Origin of the sequence: Dactylosporangium sp. CA-139114 (assembly GCF_050955725.1) — a bacterium.
Classification (GTDB): Bacteria; Actinomycetota; Actinomycetes; order Mycobacteriales; family Micromonosporaceae; genus Dactylosporangium.
In genome coordinates this window covers 2,120,640-2,136,461 of record NZ_CP192080.1, presented here as the reverse complement: position 1 = coordinate 2,136,461, position 15,822 = coordinate 2,120,640, and the positions used below count along the sequence as shown (strand labels likewise).

The following is a 15,822-nucleotide window of genomic DNA, read 5'->3' as shown; positions in this document are numbered from 1 at the left end:
CGGGGCGAGGGCGCCCTCGGATGCGCGAACGAGCGCTGGTTCGCCGCTCGATGCCGCCTCGGCCCGTCGCCTGCCACTCGCGCAGGATCGGATGCACGAACGAGCGCCGGTTCGCCGCTCGATGCCGCCTCGGCCCGTCGCCTGCCACTCGTGCAGGATCGGATGCGCGAATGAGCGTCAGTTCGCGGCTTCCGGGGTTGCCGGCGTCACTGAGGTCGCTGGGGGCGTGGCCGGTTCCGGGGCGTGGGTGCGGAACGACGGGGACAGCACCACGATGCCCGCCGCCAGCAGCGCGGGCACCACGAAGGCCCAGCGCAGCGACAGGCTCTCGGCCACCGCGCCGATCAGGCCCGCGCCGACCACGAAACCGACATAGTTGAACAGGTTGACGCGCGCGATGGCGATGCCGGTTCCGGCCGGGTCCAGGCGACCCGCCGCCGAGAAGGACTGGGGTACGACCAGGGACAGGCCCAGGCCCACCACCGCGAAGCCCGCGATGCTCAGGGCCGGTGTCGTCGACGCGGCCACCAGGATCAGGCCGAGGCCGCCGACCACGCCGCCGACCGACACCACCATCGTCGGGCTGAAGCGGCTCACGAGGCGGTCGCCCGCGGTGCGGCCGACGAGCATCGTCGCCTGGTACGCGGCGAGGCCGAGCGCGGCCACCGCCGTACTGGCGTGCAGGGCCTTCTCGATGAAGACCGAGCTCCAGTTGGACACGGCCGAGTCGGCGATGAACATGAGCATCATCGCGATGCCGATCAGGATGATCGGGCGCCACGGGATCGCCGCCTCCGCCGCGGCCACCGTTGCGGCCGGGATCTCCTGCGCCTCCTCGGCCTTGCGGAGCTGTCCGGGGCCCGCGGCCAGGGCCAGGATCGCGCCCACCACGGCGACCGTCGCCAGGGACGCACTGATCGACCAGCCCAGATGCGCGGTGCCGGATGTGGCGAGTGCGCCCAGGATGGCGCCCGCGCTCCAGACGGCGTGGAAGGAGTTGAGGACGGGCCGGCCGTAGCGGCGCTCCACGCCCACGCCCTGCATGTTCATGGTCGCGTCGACCAGTCCGAGCATGAGGCCGACGAACGCCAGCGCGAAGTACAGCTGCCAACGCTCCGCGGCGAAACCCGTCACGGTGATGGCCAGCGCCACGCCGGGGCCGCCCGCTCGTAGCACCGGTGAGCTGCCGAAACGCGTGGTGAGCAGGCCCGCGACCACGCTGCCGACGCCGGCGACGACGGGCACGGCCAGCAGCACCAGGGAGAGCTGGGTGTCGTCGAAGCCGAAGCGTTTCTGCAGGCTCGCGACCTGGGTGAGCAGGCCGGCGAAGCAGAAACCTTGCACGAAGTACGCACCGGCGACGGCGATTCGTGCACGGCGGTCGCGCGCGGTGGCCTCGGGGCTCACGCTGGCGGAGAGCTCATCCACGGGCCGGCTCCTCAAACGCGACAAAGAAGTGAAATTAATTCGGAAGCATTGTCGACCGCGCGGCCGAACGCAAGAGCAGCACGCGGTGTGCTTGAACGGTCGCGGCGTACCCGACGAGTGTGAGCATATGGAAGAGATACAGCCACAAACCAACAGCGACCGTTGCACCAACGGCGTCGAGACCGCCGAACGGGGCGCCGAGGTTCAGCGGCAGTGTCCAGAAGAGCACAAAACCGTGCGCGAATCCGGAGACATTCGCGGCGGTGAACGAGCCGACGGCCGCGGTGACCGCCCAGCCGGGGCGGAGGGGTGCGATCAGGCGGTACACCAGGATGAACACGGGGCTGAGCACGAGCCAGACGATCAGGAAGCTCAGGACCACCGACCAGACCGCCGTCCAGCCGCCCGCGTGCAGGAGACGGGCGGGCGCATTGAGCGCGGCGAGCAGTGCAAGAACGAGCACCGGGCCGCACGCGAGCAGTGGTAGCACCAGGATGCGCCCACGCCAGCCGGCGGCCGCCCCACCCGGCTCGCCGGACAGCGACGCGAGGGCGCGGCGCAGGCCCTCGCCGTAGAGCGTCGCCGGGACCAGCGCGACCAGGGTCAGCCACCAGGTCATGGACACGCCGGCGCCGAGCAGCACGCTCGCGCCCGCGGCCATGCGCTCGGGCATGGCCGCGATCACCGGTTCGGCCAGGTGCCGCACCCGGCCGGGTCCGGCGACGGCGGCGGCCAGGCGCAGCACCAGCAACGCCACCGGCACCACCGCGATCCCCGCGTAGAAGGTGACCGCGGCGGCGTGCAGGTTGAGGTCGCGGCCCTGGAAGAAGCGCGCGACGAGCCTCGCGAAGCGGACGATCACTCCGGTGAAGTACCCCGGGGAGCGGTGGGCGGAACGGGCGACTGTTCGCGCGGTGCGTACGTGCGTGCCGCTGATCGCTTGATGCGTGTTCGATGCTGTTCGCGCGGTCTCGGCTGCTCGAACGCGCGCTTGTCGCCCTTCGCGGGAGCCGAACACTCCGGTGATGAACTCCATCAGTTTCGAGGGTGACTGCCCGCGCAGTGCGTACGTGCGCGCGGCGGACGTCGCGGTCCGCCTGCATCGCTGCCTCGCACGTCCACCTGGCGCTGTACTCGGTCGCGGCCCGCGCGTGACCCGACGAGACCCTCGGCTATCCGTACACCTCGCTGTCCGCGGGTACGTCGCTGTCCGCGGGTACGTCGCTGTCCGCAGACGTCCCTATCCCCTGTTCCGCGCGCGTCGCCGTCCGGACTACTCGCTATCCGGGCGCCTCACTGTCCGCGCGTGTCGCTGTCCGCGCATGTCGCTGTCCGCGCGTACGTCGCTGTCCGCACGTCCCTGTCGCTGTCCGCGGACGTCCCTGGCCCTGTCCGCGCGCGTCGCCGTCCGCACAACTCGCTATCCGTGCGCCTCGCTGTCCGCGCATGTCGCTGTCCGCATGTCGCTGTGTTCATGGTGTGCGGCGCGTGCGCAATCGCTAATCCGCTCGCGCGGCCGGCGAGACGGACGGTCGGCCGGGTTGCAGAGTTGGGGGATGCACGTTTGCGCAGCTGTCGCCGCGCAAACGTGCGTCGTCTCAGCGTGAACGCTCACTCCGGCGACGTGCCCACCGGCGTGTCGAGCAGAACCGACAGCAACTCGCGCAGCAGGCCGATGCCGTCCTGGCTGAGCACGGACTCGGGATGGAACTGCAGGCTCGCGAAGCCGCGGCCGCGCAGAGCGTGCACGTCACCGTTGGCGGGGTCGCGGGCGACGTCGACCGGGCCGTACGCGGTGTCGAGGACCGGGCCGTCGTGCGTGGCCGCGAACGTCGAGTAGAACCCGACCTTCGCCGGGCGGCCGAACAGGTCGATGTCGCGCTGCATGCCCTGGTACGGCGATGCCTTGCGCCGCAGCGGCAGGCCCAGCAGGCCGGCCGTGAGCTGGTGGCTCAGGCAGATCGCGAGCATGGGCCGGCCCGCGTCGAGCAGCCCGGACACGATGCCCCGCATGCGCGCGATCTTCGGGTCGTCCAGCTGCCGCGGGTCGCCCGGCCCGGGGCCGGGGATCACCAGGTCGAACTCGTCGACTGGGATCTGGGAGTCGTACCGTACGAGCGTCGTCGACAGCCCCAGCACTCGCAGCTGGTGCACGAGCATGCCAGTGAACGTGTCCTCGGCGTCGACGACGAGCGCGCGACGGCCGGCGAGCGCCGGGTCCGCGGTGAGCCCGTCGCGAGCCTGCAACCAGAACGGCGCGAGCGTCGCATTGCGCGCGACGAGCGCGGCCTGCACCTCGGGATCAGCGGCCAGGCGCGCTTCGGACACGGTCGGGCTGTCGTTCTTGTGCGTTGTGTGCGCGTCTGTTGTGCGTGTGGACAGAACCCCGTGTGCGGTTGGCGCTGCCGTGGCAGTCGCGGCGGCTGCGGTGTGCGCGGAGGCTTGGTCGGCGCCGAGGCCTAGCGCTCGTAGTACGGCTGCCGCTTTTGTGTGCGTCTCCAGCACCTCGCCGTCCGGCGTGGAGTGGCGCACCAGCGTGGCTCCGACCGGGACGCGGAGGCGGCCGGCGGCGTCGATGTCGGCGGTGCGGATGAGGATCGGCGCGTCCAGCGTCTGACGGCCCTGCGCGTCGCGGCCGACCAGGGCCAGCACCGCACCGTAGTACCCGCGGCCGCGGCGTTCGTGGCGTGCGACCACTCGGCAGGCGTTCTCGATCGGGCTGCCGACCACGGTCGGGGCGAACATCGTTTCGCGCAGTACTTCGCGCACGTCCCGGGAGCCGCGGCCCGCCAGCATGTACTCGGTGTGGACGAGGTGGGTCATCTCCTTGAGGTACGGGCCGATGACCTGGCCACCGAGGTCGGCGACGGTCGCCATCATCTTGAGCTCCTCATCGAGCACCATCGACAGCTCGTCGATCTCCTTGCGGTCGGCGAGGAACCCGAGCACCGCCGGCTTGGACGGGGCGCCGCGCAGGGTGCCGCTGATCGGGTTCATCATCACGAGGCCGTCGTCCACGCTGACATGGCGTTCGGGAGTGGCTCCGACGAGCGTTCGCTCACCGGTGTGCACGACAAACGTCCAGTAAGCGCCACGTTCGCGCGTCAACAGGCGGCGGAACACGGTCAGGGCGGCCGCGACCGGGTCGCCCTGGAGATCGGCCTCGAACACGCGATGGATGACGAAGTTCGAGCCCTCGCCGCGGCCGATCTCCTCGCGCAGGACCGTGTCCACGATGGACGCGTACTCCTCGTCGCCGACGTCGAAGCCGGCGTTCGCGAGCTCGATCGGCGTGTCGGGCAGGTGCGCCAGGACATCGGCCACCGGTAGCTCGCGGCGTGTGGCGATGCGCAGGACGGACAATGGCGTGCCGTCGTCGACGCAATCGAACCCGCGCTCGCGGACCTGGCGGAACGGTACGAGCGCGAGGCATTCGTCGGGGATGTCGGCGAGGGTTTCCACGGTCGATATCGGGCCGGTGAGCACTTCGACGGCGTCGCGGCCCTCGCGGCGTAGCAGGGCGAACGGGGCTGCCGGGTCGAACAGGCCGGCGAACGACGTGGACTGGTCGAATGAGGCGGGCTCATCGGACGAACGGCGTTGATCGAACGGAGCGGACTGATCGAGCGGTGCGGACTGATCGAGCGGTGCGGACTGATCGAGCGGTGCGGACGAGTCCAGCGGCGCGGTGCGTGGCGCGGTCTCGTCGTGGTGCTGCGCGGACGGCGCGGTGTTGTCGAGCGACACGGCCGGGCTGCGTCGCGCGAACGGCGTGGTTGAGTCGAGCGACGCGGACGGCGTCGTGTTGTCGAGCGACACGGCCGGGCTGCGTTGCGCGAGCGGCGTGGTGTTGTCGAGCGACGCCGACGGGGTGTGCTGCGCGAGCGGCGTGGTGGTGCTCAGCGACGGGGCTGGGTTGTGCGGCGCGTTCGGGTCGAGCGGCATGGCGTTCCCTTCAGGCTCGGGTGGCCACCTGCAGAGGCGGCCCCGGCTCTTCCGGGAAAGCAAAACGGCCGCCTCGTGGGCGGCCGCGAAAGTGTCACGCGGGAGTGGGCCGCCTCGTCAGGCGGGCCACCAGCTGTTCATTCGCGCGGTCACGAGCAAGAGCGTAAAGGGAGCAGACCGGTCTGCGCCAGCACCTCGGGCGGGCATATCCAAAGATTCGTGCGCCACTGGCTGAGCGAACGGTCAAGGAAACCCGGTCACGCCGCTTGCCCAGCAGTCGTGTGCCGCAAACGCGCAGCCGGGCCTCAACGGCGCCATCGAGGTCAATGCCGATCGAGCGGGCAGCCCCGGTGTCACTGGTTGAGCGAACGGCCGACAGAACGGTTCGCGCCGAGCATTGCGTGCACGCCACCGCCCGCATCAGTCACGGCTCCGACGCCGATGCCCGGACCGCGCGGCTCGACCCGGCCATGCGCGAGCGGCTCGACCCGGACCGTGCGCGAGCGGCTCGACCCGGACCGTGCGGAAGCGGCCCCCATCGGCCGCGGCTCCGAGGTCCCCGGCCTAGACACCGAACGCTCCACCGACCACGACTGAGCTGTCGATCCGGGAACGCGTGGCCGGCATCCAACGGCGCCGCCGGGCCCGGCGTGGCGGGTGTGGCCGGCCGGCATGCGCGCCCGTCGTTGCACGAGCGCGCATGCCCGGGTGTCACTTGTTGAGCGAGCCCATCTCCGCGTACCGCTCCCCCGCCACGTCGCGACCGATGGAGAGCTTTTCGATGGCCGCCAGGTCGTCGGCGGTGAGCTGGATGTCCAGGGCGGCCACGTTCTGCTCGAGGTACGAGCGGCGCTTGGTGCCCGGGATCGGCACGATGTCGTCGCCCTGGGCCAGCACCCAGGCGAGGGCCAGCTGGGCCGGGGTCGCGCCCTTGGCCTCCGCCATCTGCTTGACCTCGGCGACCAGGTCGAGGTTCTTCTGGAAGTTCTCGCCCTGGAAGCGCGGGTTGGTCGCGCGGAAGTCGTCCGGGTCGAACTGGTCCGGGCTGGTGATCTCGCCGCTGAGGAAGCCGCGGCCGAGCGGGCTGTAGGCGACCAGGCCGATGCCGAGCTCGCGGAACAGCGGGATGATGGCGTTCTCGGGGTCGCGGCTCCAGAGGGAGTACTCGTACTGTCCGGCCGTGACCGGGTGCACGGCGTGCGCGCGGCGGACACTCTCCGGTGACGCTTCGGAGATTCCCAGGTGGCGCACCTTGCCCGCGGTGACCGCCTCGGCCAGCGCGCCCCACGTCTCCTCGACGGGCACGCTCGGGTCGACGCGGTGCTGGTAGTACAGGTCGATGTGGTCCACGCCGAGGCGCTGCAGCGACGCGTCGACGGCCCGCCGGACGTACTGCGGGCTGCCGTTGACGCGCCGCGTCCCGCCCTCGCGCTGGATGCCGAACTTGGTGGCGAGCACGACCTCGTCCCGCCGACCGGCGATGGCGCGCCCGACGAGCTGTTCGTTCGTGAACGGACCGTACATGTCGGCTGTGTCGAGCAGCGACACGCCGAGGTCGAGCGCGCGGTGGATGGTGGCGATGGACTCGGCGTCGTCGCCGGGCCCGTAGAACTCGCTCATCCCCATGCAGCCGAGGCCGAGCGCGGAGGTGGTCAGTGCACCGAGGTTTCGCGTTTGCATGCCACCAACGTTCCCCCTTAGAGCGCGCTCTAAGTCAAATAGACTGAGGATTGTGGAACCCGGTTACACGATCGCTGAAGTGTCCGAACGCACAGGATTAAGTGCACATACGCTGCGGTACTACGAGCGCGCCGGACTGCTGGATCCGCCTGACCGCGGCACGAACGGGCACCGCCGGTACTCCGATGCCGACCTCGGCATGCTGCGCATTCTCACCCGGCTCAAGGCGACCGGGATGTCGATCGCGGAGATGCGGCGGTATGCGGAGCTGTGCCGCGTCGGGCCGGACACGTTCGAATCGCGGCGGGTGTTGCTGGAGGAGCACCGGCAGCAGGTGCTCGACCGTATCGCCGCTTTGCAGAACGACCTCGAGCTGATCGAATCCAAGATCAAGTTCTACGCCGAGGGTGATACGCGCGATTTGAACGGTCAGTCGTGAGCGGCAGAACGGTGCGTCGCGAGCGGCAGTCGGTGAGCGTTTGAGCACGACTCCCGTGCACAAGCGCGCAGGCCCCGGTCGCGGGCTACGCCGAGGGTGATTCGCGCGGGGGTGATTCGCGCGATCTGGCCAGGCCGTAGAGGCAGACCAGGGCCGCGATCACCATCGGGGTGCCGTCGCGGATCAGGCCGTCCACGCCTAGTAGGAGGTAGCAGAGCGTGGGCTGCACCAGCAGTACGAATGCGGAAATCAGAGCCAGGAGCAGCCTGGCCCAACCGTGACCGAAGAGGGTCACGAAGCTGATGATGCCCGCCACCAGGCCGATCACCAGGCCCAGCACGAACCAGGACACCACCAGCGGCACCGCGATCTCCGGTCGCAGGCGCGGGGTGTCGAACAGCGTTGCGAGCGCGACCGCGCAGGGAACGAACATGAGCGCGGAGTACGACAGGGCGGCGACACGCGCGGTCAGCACCCACGGGGCGACCACGCGCCGCGGCTTGCGCCTGGTCAGGTGCTCGTCTATCCCGGGTGAGCGGAACAGCTGCCACACCACGGCCGAGCACAGTGCCACGACGACGACCAGGCCGGCCACGACCGGCAGCCGCGGCAGGAAGTCGCCCTCCTTCGGCTGGACCAGCCGCGCCGAGGCGAACACCGTGGTCACGGCGAGGATCAGGCCGAGCGGGCGGGCGGTCAGGCGGCCGTACCGCACCTCGCGCATCAGGAACAGGAAGCCGATTGCGCGCAGAACCGCCCAGAATGTGCGTACGCCGAGACCGAAGCCCGCCTCGGCCGAGTACTGCAGGTTGATCACGTCGACGGCGACGGTCGCGATGGCGGTGAGCAGCAGCAGCCGACGCAGGCGCCGACTCGCCGGTGTGGGCGGGGGTGGCCGCTCGAACCGTACGAGATCGGCGAATGAGCGTCCGCCGCCGTTCATGGAACCGCACGCTAGCAGCCGGCACGGTTGGCCGCTCGTTGGCGGGGACGGGTGGGCCCCCTGGGCTGGGACGGGTGGCCCCCGGATGATGGGTACGGACGGACCCTCATCGCGAAGACGGACAGATCCCAGGTAGCGGAGACGACCGGGCCGGTCGGGCCAGCGCGTGATGAGGGAACGAACGGCCGGTCCTGTTCGCATGGAATCGCGTGCTGGGTGCGGGCAGCGGCGGAGGTTCGACCTGCGGGCGATGAGCGAACGAGCGGCTGCTCCTGTTCGCACGGAATTGCGTGCTGGGTGCGCGCAGCGGCGGAGGTTCGACCTGCGGGCGATGAGCGAACGAGCGGCTGGTCCTGTTCGTGCCCGGACCAGACGTGCGTGTTTGGAGGGTTGACCGCACGGACGGTGCTTAATGAGCGAATGTACCGGTGGTGCCGTTCAGGGAACCGCACGCTTGTGCGCGGTACGCGGCATATCGTTGGGACATGCTCGAGCACCTGCGCATCCTGGTCGTCGACGACGAGCCGGATCTGTGCGAGATCGTGTGTAGAGTGCTTTCCCGGGCGGGGGCCGAGGTGCTCACCGCGTCTGGGCTGGCCGGGGCTGAGCGGGTGCTGGCCGAGTATCCCAAGGGCATCGACCTGGCCATCACCGATCTGAAGCTCAATGACGGGTCCGGGGTTCAGGTGGCCGAGGCCGTACGGGGCAGCAGCCCGGATGCGCTCATCATGTACATGTCCGGACTGCCGTACTTCGATGCCGCCGTCATCGAGCTCGGGGAGGACGCGTCGGTGATTGCCAAGCCGTTCCGGGCCACCGAGCTGGTTGACACCGTGCAGAGTGCGCTTGTCAGGGCCGGAAGGGTTCCACCCGAGGCGTGACGGCGCACCTGATGGCGCAAGTCGGGGTGGGCCGCGCGGCCGGCACACGCCAGGGCGATCCACACGATCAGTGAAGGGCCCCGGCGAGCTGCGCCGCCTGCGAGAGCAGGGTTCGCGGTCCGATGCGCACCACCGGCGAGAGCAGCGTTCGCGGCCCGCGCACCACCGGCGAGAGCAGGCTCCCCGACCCGCGCACCACCAGAGAGAGCAGGCTCCGCGGTCTGATCCGCGGCCACTGGTGTCCCGCAGCGCCGCAGAGCCGATGTGCAGCGGTTGTCGGTGAGGTGACCTGCGATTGGACTGAACGGCACCATGCGCCGCGCTCGTCAGGGCGCCGAGGGTACTGCTCGGATCGATGAACGACGAGGCCCGATGTGGGGACACGCGCATGACACGCCGGGTGTCGGCTGCCCCGCCTGCGCGACCGGTGGGCCACTCCTGCACAGCGCGCTCATCGGCGCGAAGCGGCGCGTCCTGGGATTGACGAGGGAAACAGCATCGGGGCGTCGGTCCGCGGCGCTCATGTGTTCGCGGAACTGGCCAGGGCGTCGTCGTGAGTCGCCTCGGCCGCTCGCGGGCCGGCTGTGGCGCTGAATCGGGCGGCAGGGCGGAAACGACGCTCATCGGGGGCGGAAGGGGCGCGGTTGAACGTTAACGGGCAGGTCTGTGGGGGCATAGAGACCCTGGAGGTGGCGCTCGATGGCTGACGATGCAACTAGTGCTGACGACCCCGTGTCGGGTGGTCCCGACCGTCCCACCGAGCTCAGTAAGCGCTCGTGGTTCGAAGTGCTCAAACGGACTATCAAAGAATTCAACAATGACAACCTGAGCGATTGGGCCGCCGCGCTCACGTATTACGGTGTGTTGTCCATTTTCCCGGGCATTCTCGTGCTGCTGTCGATTTCCGGGCTGCTGCTGACGGACACGACACAGTCGGCTGTGCTCCAGAACGCGCAGCATCTGTTCCCCGGCTCGATCGCCAGGCCGATGACGGACGCGATCGACGAGCTGAGGCGGGGCTCGCACGCGGCCGGGCTGTTCGCGATCGTCGGTCTGCTCGGTGCGTTGTGGACGGCCTCGGGGTACGTCGGCGCGTTCATGCGCGCGGCGAACGCCATCTATGACGTACCCGAGGGCCGGCCCATCTGGAAGGTCCTGCCCCTCCGACTCGGGATCACCGTCGCGGTCGGCACGCTGATCGCGCTCGCCGCGCTGAGCGTGGTGTTCACCGGGCGCTTCGCCGAGGAGGCGGGCGGCTGGGTCGGGCTGTCGAAGGAGTCGGTGCAGATCTTCGACATCGCCAAGTGGCCCGCGCTGCTCCTGGTGGTGCTGCTGATCCTGGCCATTCTGTACTGGGCCTCGCCGAACGCCCGCCAGCACGGCTTCCGCTGGATCACGCCGGGCGGTGCGCTGGCCGTGGTCATCTGGCTGATCGCCTCGGGCGCGTTCGCTATCTACGTGTCGAACTTCGGGTCGTACAACAAGACGTACGGCACCCTGGGTGGCATCATCGCCTTCCTCGTGTGGCTCTGGATCTCGAACATCGCCATCCTGCTGGGTGCCGAGTTCGACGCGGAACTGGAGCGGGAGCGGGCGATCGAGGCGGGGCTGGAGCCGAACGAGGAGCCCTATGTGCCGCTGCGCGATGACCGGAAGGTCGACGAGGACCATGAGACAGGGCTGAGCTGACCACTGCCGGCTGTTCGAGTCGGGGGCAGTTGCGCCCGGCTCGAACAGTTTCGCGCATTCGGGGGTGTTCGTCAGCGCCACGGACCAGGAGTGCGGGAAACGACGGGCTCGCTGGAGACACGAGCGCAGAAGACGACAGTGAGGATCGGCAAAGGCGCGGTGGGCGAAGCCCGGGAACACCCACGGCGCTGTGGACGAGCAGCGGCGGACGAAGTTCGGGAACACCCCGGCGGCGTCAACGAACAGCAGCGGACGAAGTCGCGAACACTACGGCGCCGTCAACGAACAGCAGCGGACGAAGTTTGGGAACACCCCGGCGCCGTCAACGAACAGCAGCGGACGAAGTCGCGAACACTGCGGCGCTGTCAACGGAGATGGGTTGGCGTTTGCCGCACGGTACAAGTGGCGCAAGAAAAACTGCGAAACGCGGGGCTGGACGCAACCGGGGCGCGGGGCTCAGCGAGTCGAGGGCGTCAGGGCCGCGCCGATCTGCTCGACCAGGCCGGACATCTCGAAGGCGACCTGCCCCACGTCGCAGCCCGGCTGGACCATCGCGGCCAGGCTCGCCAGCGTGTCGCCCTCGCCCAGGGCCATGACGAAGAGCAGGCTGCGGCCCATTTCCACGATCGTGCGTACGACCGGGCCGGCCTCGGTGCAGGCGGACAGGCCCTGCGCCAGGGAGACGACGCCGGCGACCATGGCGGCGAGCTGGTCGGCGCGCTCCGGCGGCAGCTCGTTCGACGCCGCGACGAGCAGCCCGTCGCCCGAGACCGCGACGGTGTGGCGCACGCCCGTGACGCGTTGCGTGAAGCCGCTCAGCAGCCAGTCCAGCCCCGTGGTCGGTGTCATGCCGAAGATCGTCCTTCCGTGGTCGCGTGCTGGTAACCGGTCATGAGTTCCTTGGCGGCGCCGGGATCGAGGTCCACCGTAGGACCGTCCGGGGTGTGCACGGGACCGGGTACGACGGGGGCGAGGGTCGAGCGCGGGTGCGGTATGTCCACGGGCTCGCCGCCGGGAAGCGCCTGTCCGCGCTCGAAGGGTCGCGGCGGGAGCCTGCGCGCGGCGGGCGGGTCGGCGGCCGGGGCGGGCGTGTCGAGGACGAGCGTGGCGGGCAGTTGCACGATCGCGCGCAAACCGTGTCCGGATGGGGGCGGACGCAGCGTGACGGTGAGGCCGTGCCGGGCGGCCAGGCGGGCGGCGACCGCCAGGCCGGTGCGGTGGGCCTCGGCGGCGTCCAGCGGCGGCGGGTCGGCCAGGCGCGCGTTGAGCTCGGCGAGACGCTGCCGGTCGAGGCCGGGGCCGCGGTCGGCGACCTCCACGACCGCGGTCGCGCCCTCGCGGCGGCCCTCGACCAGCACCGGGCGGTCGGGCGGGCCGTAGCGGGTGGCGTTGTCGAACAGTTCGGCGAGCACGTGTACGACGTCGTCGACGGCGTCGGGGGCCACGTGGACGTCGGGGGCGATCATCGAGTACTCGATGCGCGGGTAGTCCTCGATCCGCGACTGCGCGGCGCGCAGCAGGTCCAGCAGGCTCACCGGGTCGCGGCGGCCCACGCCGGTGTCGGCGCCGGCGAGCACGAGCAGGCGCTGGTTGTCGTGGCGGATCCGTGTGGCCAGGTGGTCGAGGGCGAAGAGCTGGCCCAGGCGGTCCGGGTCGGCCTCGTCGCGCTCGGCCGTGTCGAGGTGGTGCACGAGCTCGTCGGCGAGCCGCTGGCTGCGCCGGGCCAGGCCGATGACCGCGGCGGAGGTGCCGGCGCGCAGGGCGGCCTGTTCCGCCACGGCCCGGGCGGCCTCCTGCCGTACGACCTGGAACTCCTCGGGGTCGAGCGGCGGCGACGATCGCGGGCGGGGTCGGCGGGTGGCCCGCGCTGCGCGAACGGTCAGCGCGATCGAGCCGGCCACGACCGCGATCGTCGCGGCGAGGCCAAGGATGAGCGTTCGGTTCTGCTCGTTGCGTGCGGAGTCGGCGAGGCGGGACTCGTCGGTGCCCGTGTAGGCGGTCAGGTCCGTGAGCGCGTCCAGCGCCGGCTGGGGGTCGCCGGCCAGGCCGTTCGGCACGCGGGCGAGGCGGTCGCGCCAGGCCGCGGGTGCGGTCTCGGCGAAGCGGCGCAGGGCGTCGAGGTGGGCGGCCCGGTGCGCGGCGAGGTTCTCGTGCCAGGCCTGGGTGTCGGCGCCGCGCCGTTCGAGCAGCTGAACTTGCGCGAGTTGTTCGCGGGCGACGGCGAGCCAGCCAGAAGCGCGCATCGCGGCGTGCACGGGCGCCGGGGTGGCCGCGTGCGGCAGATCCTGCCGGAGCGCCACGAACTCGCTGATCATCTGGGTGTACTGCATGAGGAAGTCGCCCGCCGCGACCTCCTGCGATGCCACGGTCACCCGGGTGCGCAGGTCCGCGAGCCCGTCGGGCCTGGCCGCCAGTGCGGCGTCGGTGGCCGCGACCTGCGTGTTGTACGCGGCGCGGGCCTGGTCGGAGCCGGTGAGCAGCAGGCTCAGCGCGGCCAGGCGCTCCTTGGACAGCTCGGTCGCGGCCCGATCGGCGGCCACGCCGGCGGTGACGGCCGTGCGCGGGTCGTCCATCCGCCCGCTCGGCCCGGTGTAGAGGTATGCGGCCACGCCCGCCGCGGCCAGCAGGCCCAGCAGCGGCAGGAGCAGCACGGTCGCCAGGCGCGGCCCCGTGGGGCGCCCGGCGGGAGCAGCATCGACCAGCACCGCTACCCCCTGCCATAGTCCGGTTACTTATGCGTATCACTCTTAGCAGTCGGTACGGAAGAGATGACTTTGCGTTAATGCCCGGTTTGTCAGTATTCACGAGGAAGGCGACACACTTAAGCAAGAAGAAAGGCAAAGTTGAGGCGTCCTCGCACGACGCGCCTTGAGGCCTGATCAGCGGCTCACTAGATTCGCTAACGTGCCAGAGCGGCTCTTCCCGGACGACGAGCCGGGCGACGCGCCCAAGAAGGTCAAGGGCGCGTTCTTCTCCGACTTCACGGGCGAGTTCCCGGTGCCCCGCATCCTGCAGCGGAAGCCGGAAGAGCAGGTGGCGGGCGACGAGCCGAGGCGGAAGGCCGGCGGCCCCGCGCCCGCGTGGATGCGCACCGGCCGGCCCGCACTGCACGAACTGACCCGCAACCGGCGCCAGGCGCTCATGGCGCTCGGTGGCGGCGCCATCGCGCTCGGGGCGCTCGGGACCGGAGCCGCGGCCGTGTTCGGCCAGCCGTCCGCCGACCCCGCCGACTTCGTCAAGACCGGCAGCGGCGGCGGCAACGTCTCCCCCCGCGACGCGGGCTCGTTCTCCAACCGCGACGCGAGCTACACAAGCGGACAGGGAGACTTGAACGACCTCGGCGCGTCGGGCGTCGCCGACACGCCGTCGGCCGCCGCTGTCGCCGCGATGCGGGCCACGCCGCGCTTCCCGACCCCACTGAACCGGGACCCGGTGCTGCACCTGCTGCGCCGCGCCACCTTCGGCCCGACCCCGGGCGACGTGGCGCTGGTCAAGCAGATCGGCATCGACGCCTGGATCGACCAGCAGCTGGAGCCGGACAAGATCGACGACCCGGTCGCCGACGCCGCGCTCAAGGCCGTGCCGACCGCGACCATGACCACGGCGGAGATCCGCTCGACGGTCAAGGACGGCGACAACAAGCCGATGATGGAGCTCACGCGGGCCGTCATCGCGCGGCAGATGTGGAGCAGCCGCCAGCTGTTCGAGGTGATGGTCGACTTCTGGAACAACCACCTCAACGTCACGAGCCCGTTCGACGGCGGCTGGGACGTGCGCGGACCCTACGACACCGGCGTGATCCGCAAGCACGCGCTGGGCAAGTTCTCCGACATGCTCATCGCCTCGGCCCGCGATCCGGCGATGATGCGGTACCTCGACAACACCTCCTCGGACAAGCGCAACGTCAACGAGAACTACGGCCGCGAGCTGCTGGAGCTGCACACCGTCGGCATCGACGGCGGGTACAACGAGAAGGACGTGCGCAACTCGGCCTACCTCATGACCGGGCGCACGGCGACGCGGGACGGGACGTTCAAGTACGACGGCAACAAACACTGGACCGGGGCCGTGAAGGTGCTGGGGTTCCAGCACGCCAACAAGTCCGCCAAGGACGGGCTCGCGGTCGGGGACGCCTACCTGCTGTACCTGGCGACACACCCGTCGACGGCGCGGTACGTGGCGCGCAAGCTGTGTGTGCGGTTCGTGTGCGACACGCCGCCGCAGGGGCTGGTGGATCGGCTGGCGAAGACGTACCAGGAAAGCGGCTCGGCCATCGTGCCGGTGCTCAAGGTGCTGTTCCGGTCGCTGGAGTTCTGGATCGCGACCGGGCTCAAGACGCGCCGTCCGCTCGAGAACTTCATCGCCACGGGGCGTGTCGTCGGTACCGCTCCGGGCTCGGACACCGCCAAGGCCCTCGATGACCTCTACAACTTCACCAGCAAGCTCGGACAGCCGCCGCTGGGCTGGGGGCCGCCGGACGGGTACCCGGACGTGGCTACGGCGTGGAGCTCGGCGGCGGGCATGCTGGAGACGTGGAACGCGCATCGCGCGTTTGTGCAGCAGCAGTGGAAGGGTCTGAACAACCCGAAGGCGGACAGTCTTGTCGCGCAGCCGGCGGCGACGCTCGGGACGTATCTGGATGTGCTCGCGAACCGGCTCGTGTTCCAGCCGATGCAGGCCGGTGAGAAGGACGCGCTCATCAAGTTCCTCGGGTCCAAGGCTGATGCCCGGATCACCGACAACAACCTCGGCGGCAAGTTGCCCCTGCTTGCGCCGCTGATTCTTGACTCCGTCTACCACGCGCTGCGGTGAGGCCC

11 protein-coding genes are annotated in these 15,822 nt (G+C 70.3%); 4 read left to right on the top strand and 7 right to left on the bottom strand.

The window, feature by feature from the left end; translation table 11 throughout:
* Nucleotides 1-177: 177 nt before the first annotated feature.
* From ACQP2P_RS09625 to ACQP2P_RS09610, 4 genes are all read right to left on the bottom strand, one after another.
* Nucleotides 178-1,428: an MFS transporter gene (locus ACQP2P_RS09625; RefSeq protein ID WP_433614800.1), complete on the bottom strand. Its 1,251-nt coding sequence runs from the start codon at nucleotides 1,426-1,428 to the stop codon at nucleotides 178-180.
* A 34-nt stretch (nucleotides 1,429-1,462) separates the two neighbouring features.
* Nucleotides 1,463-2,464 carry a YhjD/YihY/BrkB family envelope integrity protein gene (locus ACQP2P_RS09620; RefSeq protein WP_433614798.1) on the bottom strand — a complete coding sequence of 334 codons (1,002 nt, stop codon included), beginning with the start codon at nucleotides 2,462-2,464 and terminating at the stop codon, nucleotides 1,463-1,465.
* Nucleotides 2,465-3,039: 575 nt separating this feature from the next.
* The gene (locus ACQP2P_RS09615) at nucleotides 3,040-5,373 is read right to left on the bottom strand and encodes a chorismate-binding protein (RefSeq protein WP_433614796.1); all 2,334 of its coding nucleotides are present in this window, start codon (nucleotides 5,371-5,373) and stop codon (nucleotides 3,040-3,042) included.
* A 711-nt stretch (nucleotides 5,374-6,084) separates the two neighbouring features.
* Entirely contained in the window at nucleotides 6,085-7,053 is a 969-nt protein-coding gene (locus ACQP2P_RS09610; RefSeq protein WP_433614794.1) for an aldo/keto reductase, read from the bottom strand.
* Between the two features lie 52 nt (nucleotides 7,054-7,105).
* Here ACQP2P_RS09610 and ACQP2P_RS09605 point away from each other — a divergent pair, with 52 nt between their 5' ends.
* Nucleotides 7,106-7,492 (top strand): MerR family transcriptional regulator, encoded by a 387-nt coding sequence (locus ACQP2P_RS09605; protein WP_433614792.1) that lies wholly within the window; start codon nucleotides 7,106-7,108, stop codon nucleotides 7,490-7,492.
* Between the two features lie 85 nt (nucleotides 7,493-7,577).
* Here the strand turns inward: ACQP2P_RS09605 and ACQP2P_RS09600 are convergent, their stop codons facing one another.
* Nucleotides 7,578-8,435 (bottom strand): hypothetical protein, encoded by an 858-nt coding sequence (locus ACQP2P_RS09600; RefSeq protein WP_433614791.1) that lies wholly within the window; start codon nucleotides 8,433-8,435, stop codon nucleotides 7,578-7,580.
* 485 nt (nucleotides 8,436-8,920) lie between these two features.
* Between ACQP2P_RS09600 and ACQP2P_RS09595 the strand changes: the two genes are divergently transcribed.
* Together ACQP2P_RS09595 and ACQP2P_RS09590 are read left to right on the top strand one after the other, a co-directional pair.
* Complete coding sequence (locus tag ACQP2P_RS09595) at nucleotides 8,921-9,316, top strand: response regulator (RefSeq protein ID WP_433614789.1); 396 nt, start codon at nucleotides 8,921-8,923, stop codon at nucleotides 9,314-9,316.
* A 699-nt stretch (nucleotides 9,317-10,015) separates the two neighbouring features.
* The gene (locus tag ACQP2P_RS09590; protein ID WP_433614788.1) at nucleotides 10,016-11,005 is read left to right on the top strand and encodes a YihY/virulence factor BrkB family protein; all 990 of its coding nucleotides are present in this window, start codon (nucleotides 10,016-10,018) and stop codon (nucleotides 11,003-11,005) included.
* Nucleotides 11,006-11,461: 456 nt separating this feature from the next.
* On the opposite strand, the gene ACQP2P_RS09585 is transcribed toward ACQP2P_RS09590, so the two are convergent.
* Nucleotides 11,462-11,854, bottom strand: a complete 393-nt coding sequence (locus ACQP2P_RS09585) for a roadblock/LC7 domain-containing protein (protein ID WP_433614787.1) — start codon at nucleotides 11,852-11,854, stop codon at nucleotides 11,462-11,464.
* Nucleotides 11,851-13,710: an ATP-binding protein gene (locus ACQP2P_RS09580; RefSeq protein WP_433614785.1), complete on the bottom strand. Its 1,860-nt coding sequence runs from the start codon at nucleotides 13,708-13,710 to the stop codon at nucleotides 11,851-11,853. Before ACQP2P_RS09580 ends, ACQP2P_RS09585 begins: the two co-directional genes overlap by 4 nt.
* Before the next feature lie 199 nt (nucleotides 13,711-13,909).
* On the opposite strand from ACQP2P_RS09580, the gene ACQP2P_RS09575 reads away from it, so the two are divergent.
* Entirely contained in the window at nucleotides 13,910-15,817 is a 1,908-nt protein-coding gene (locus ACQP2P_RS09575; RefSeq protein ID WP_433614783.1) for a DUF1800 domain-containing protein, read from the top strand.
* Nucleotides 15,818-15,822 lie beyond the last annotated feature (5 nt).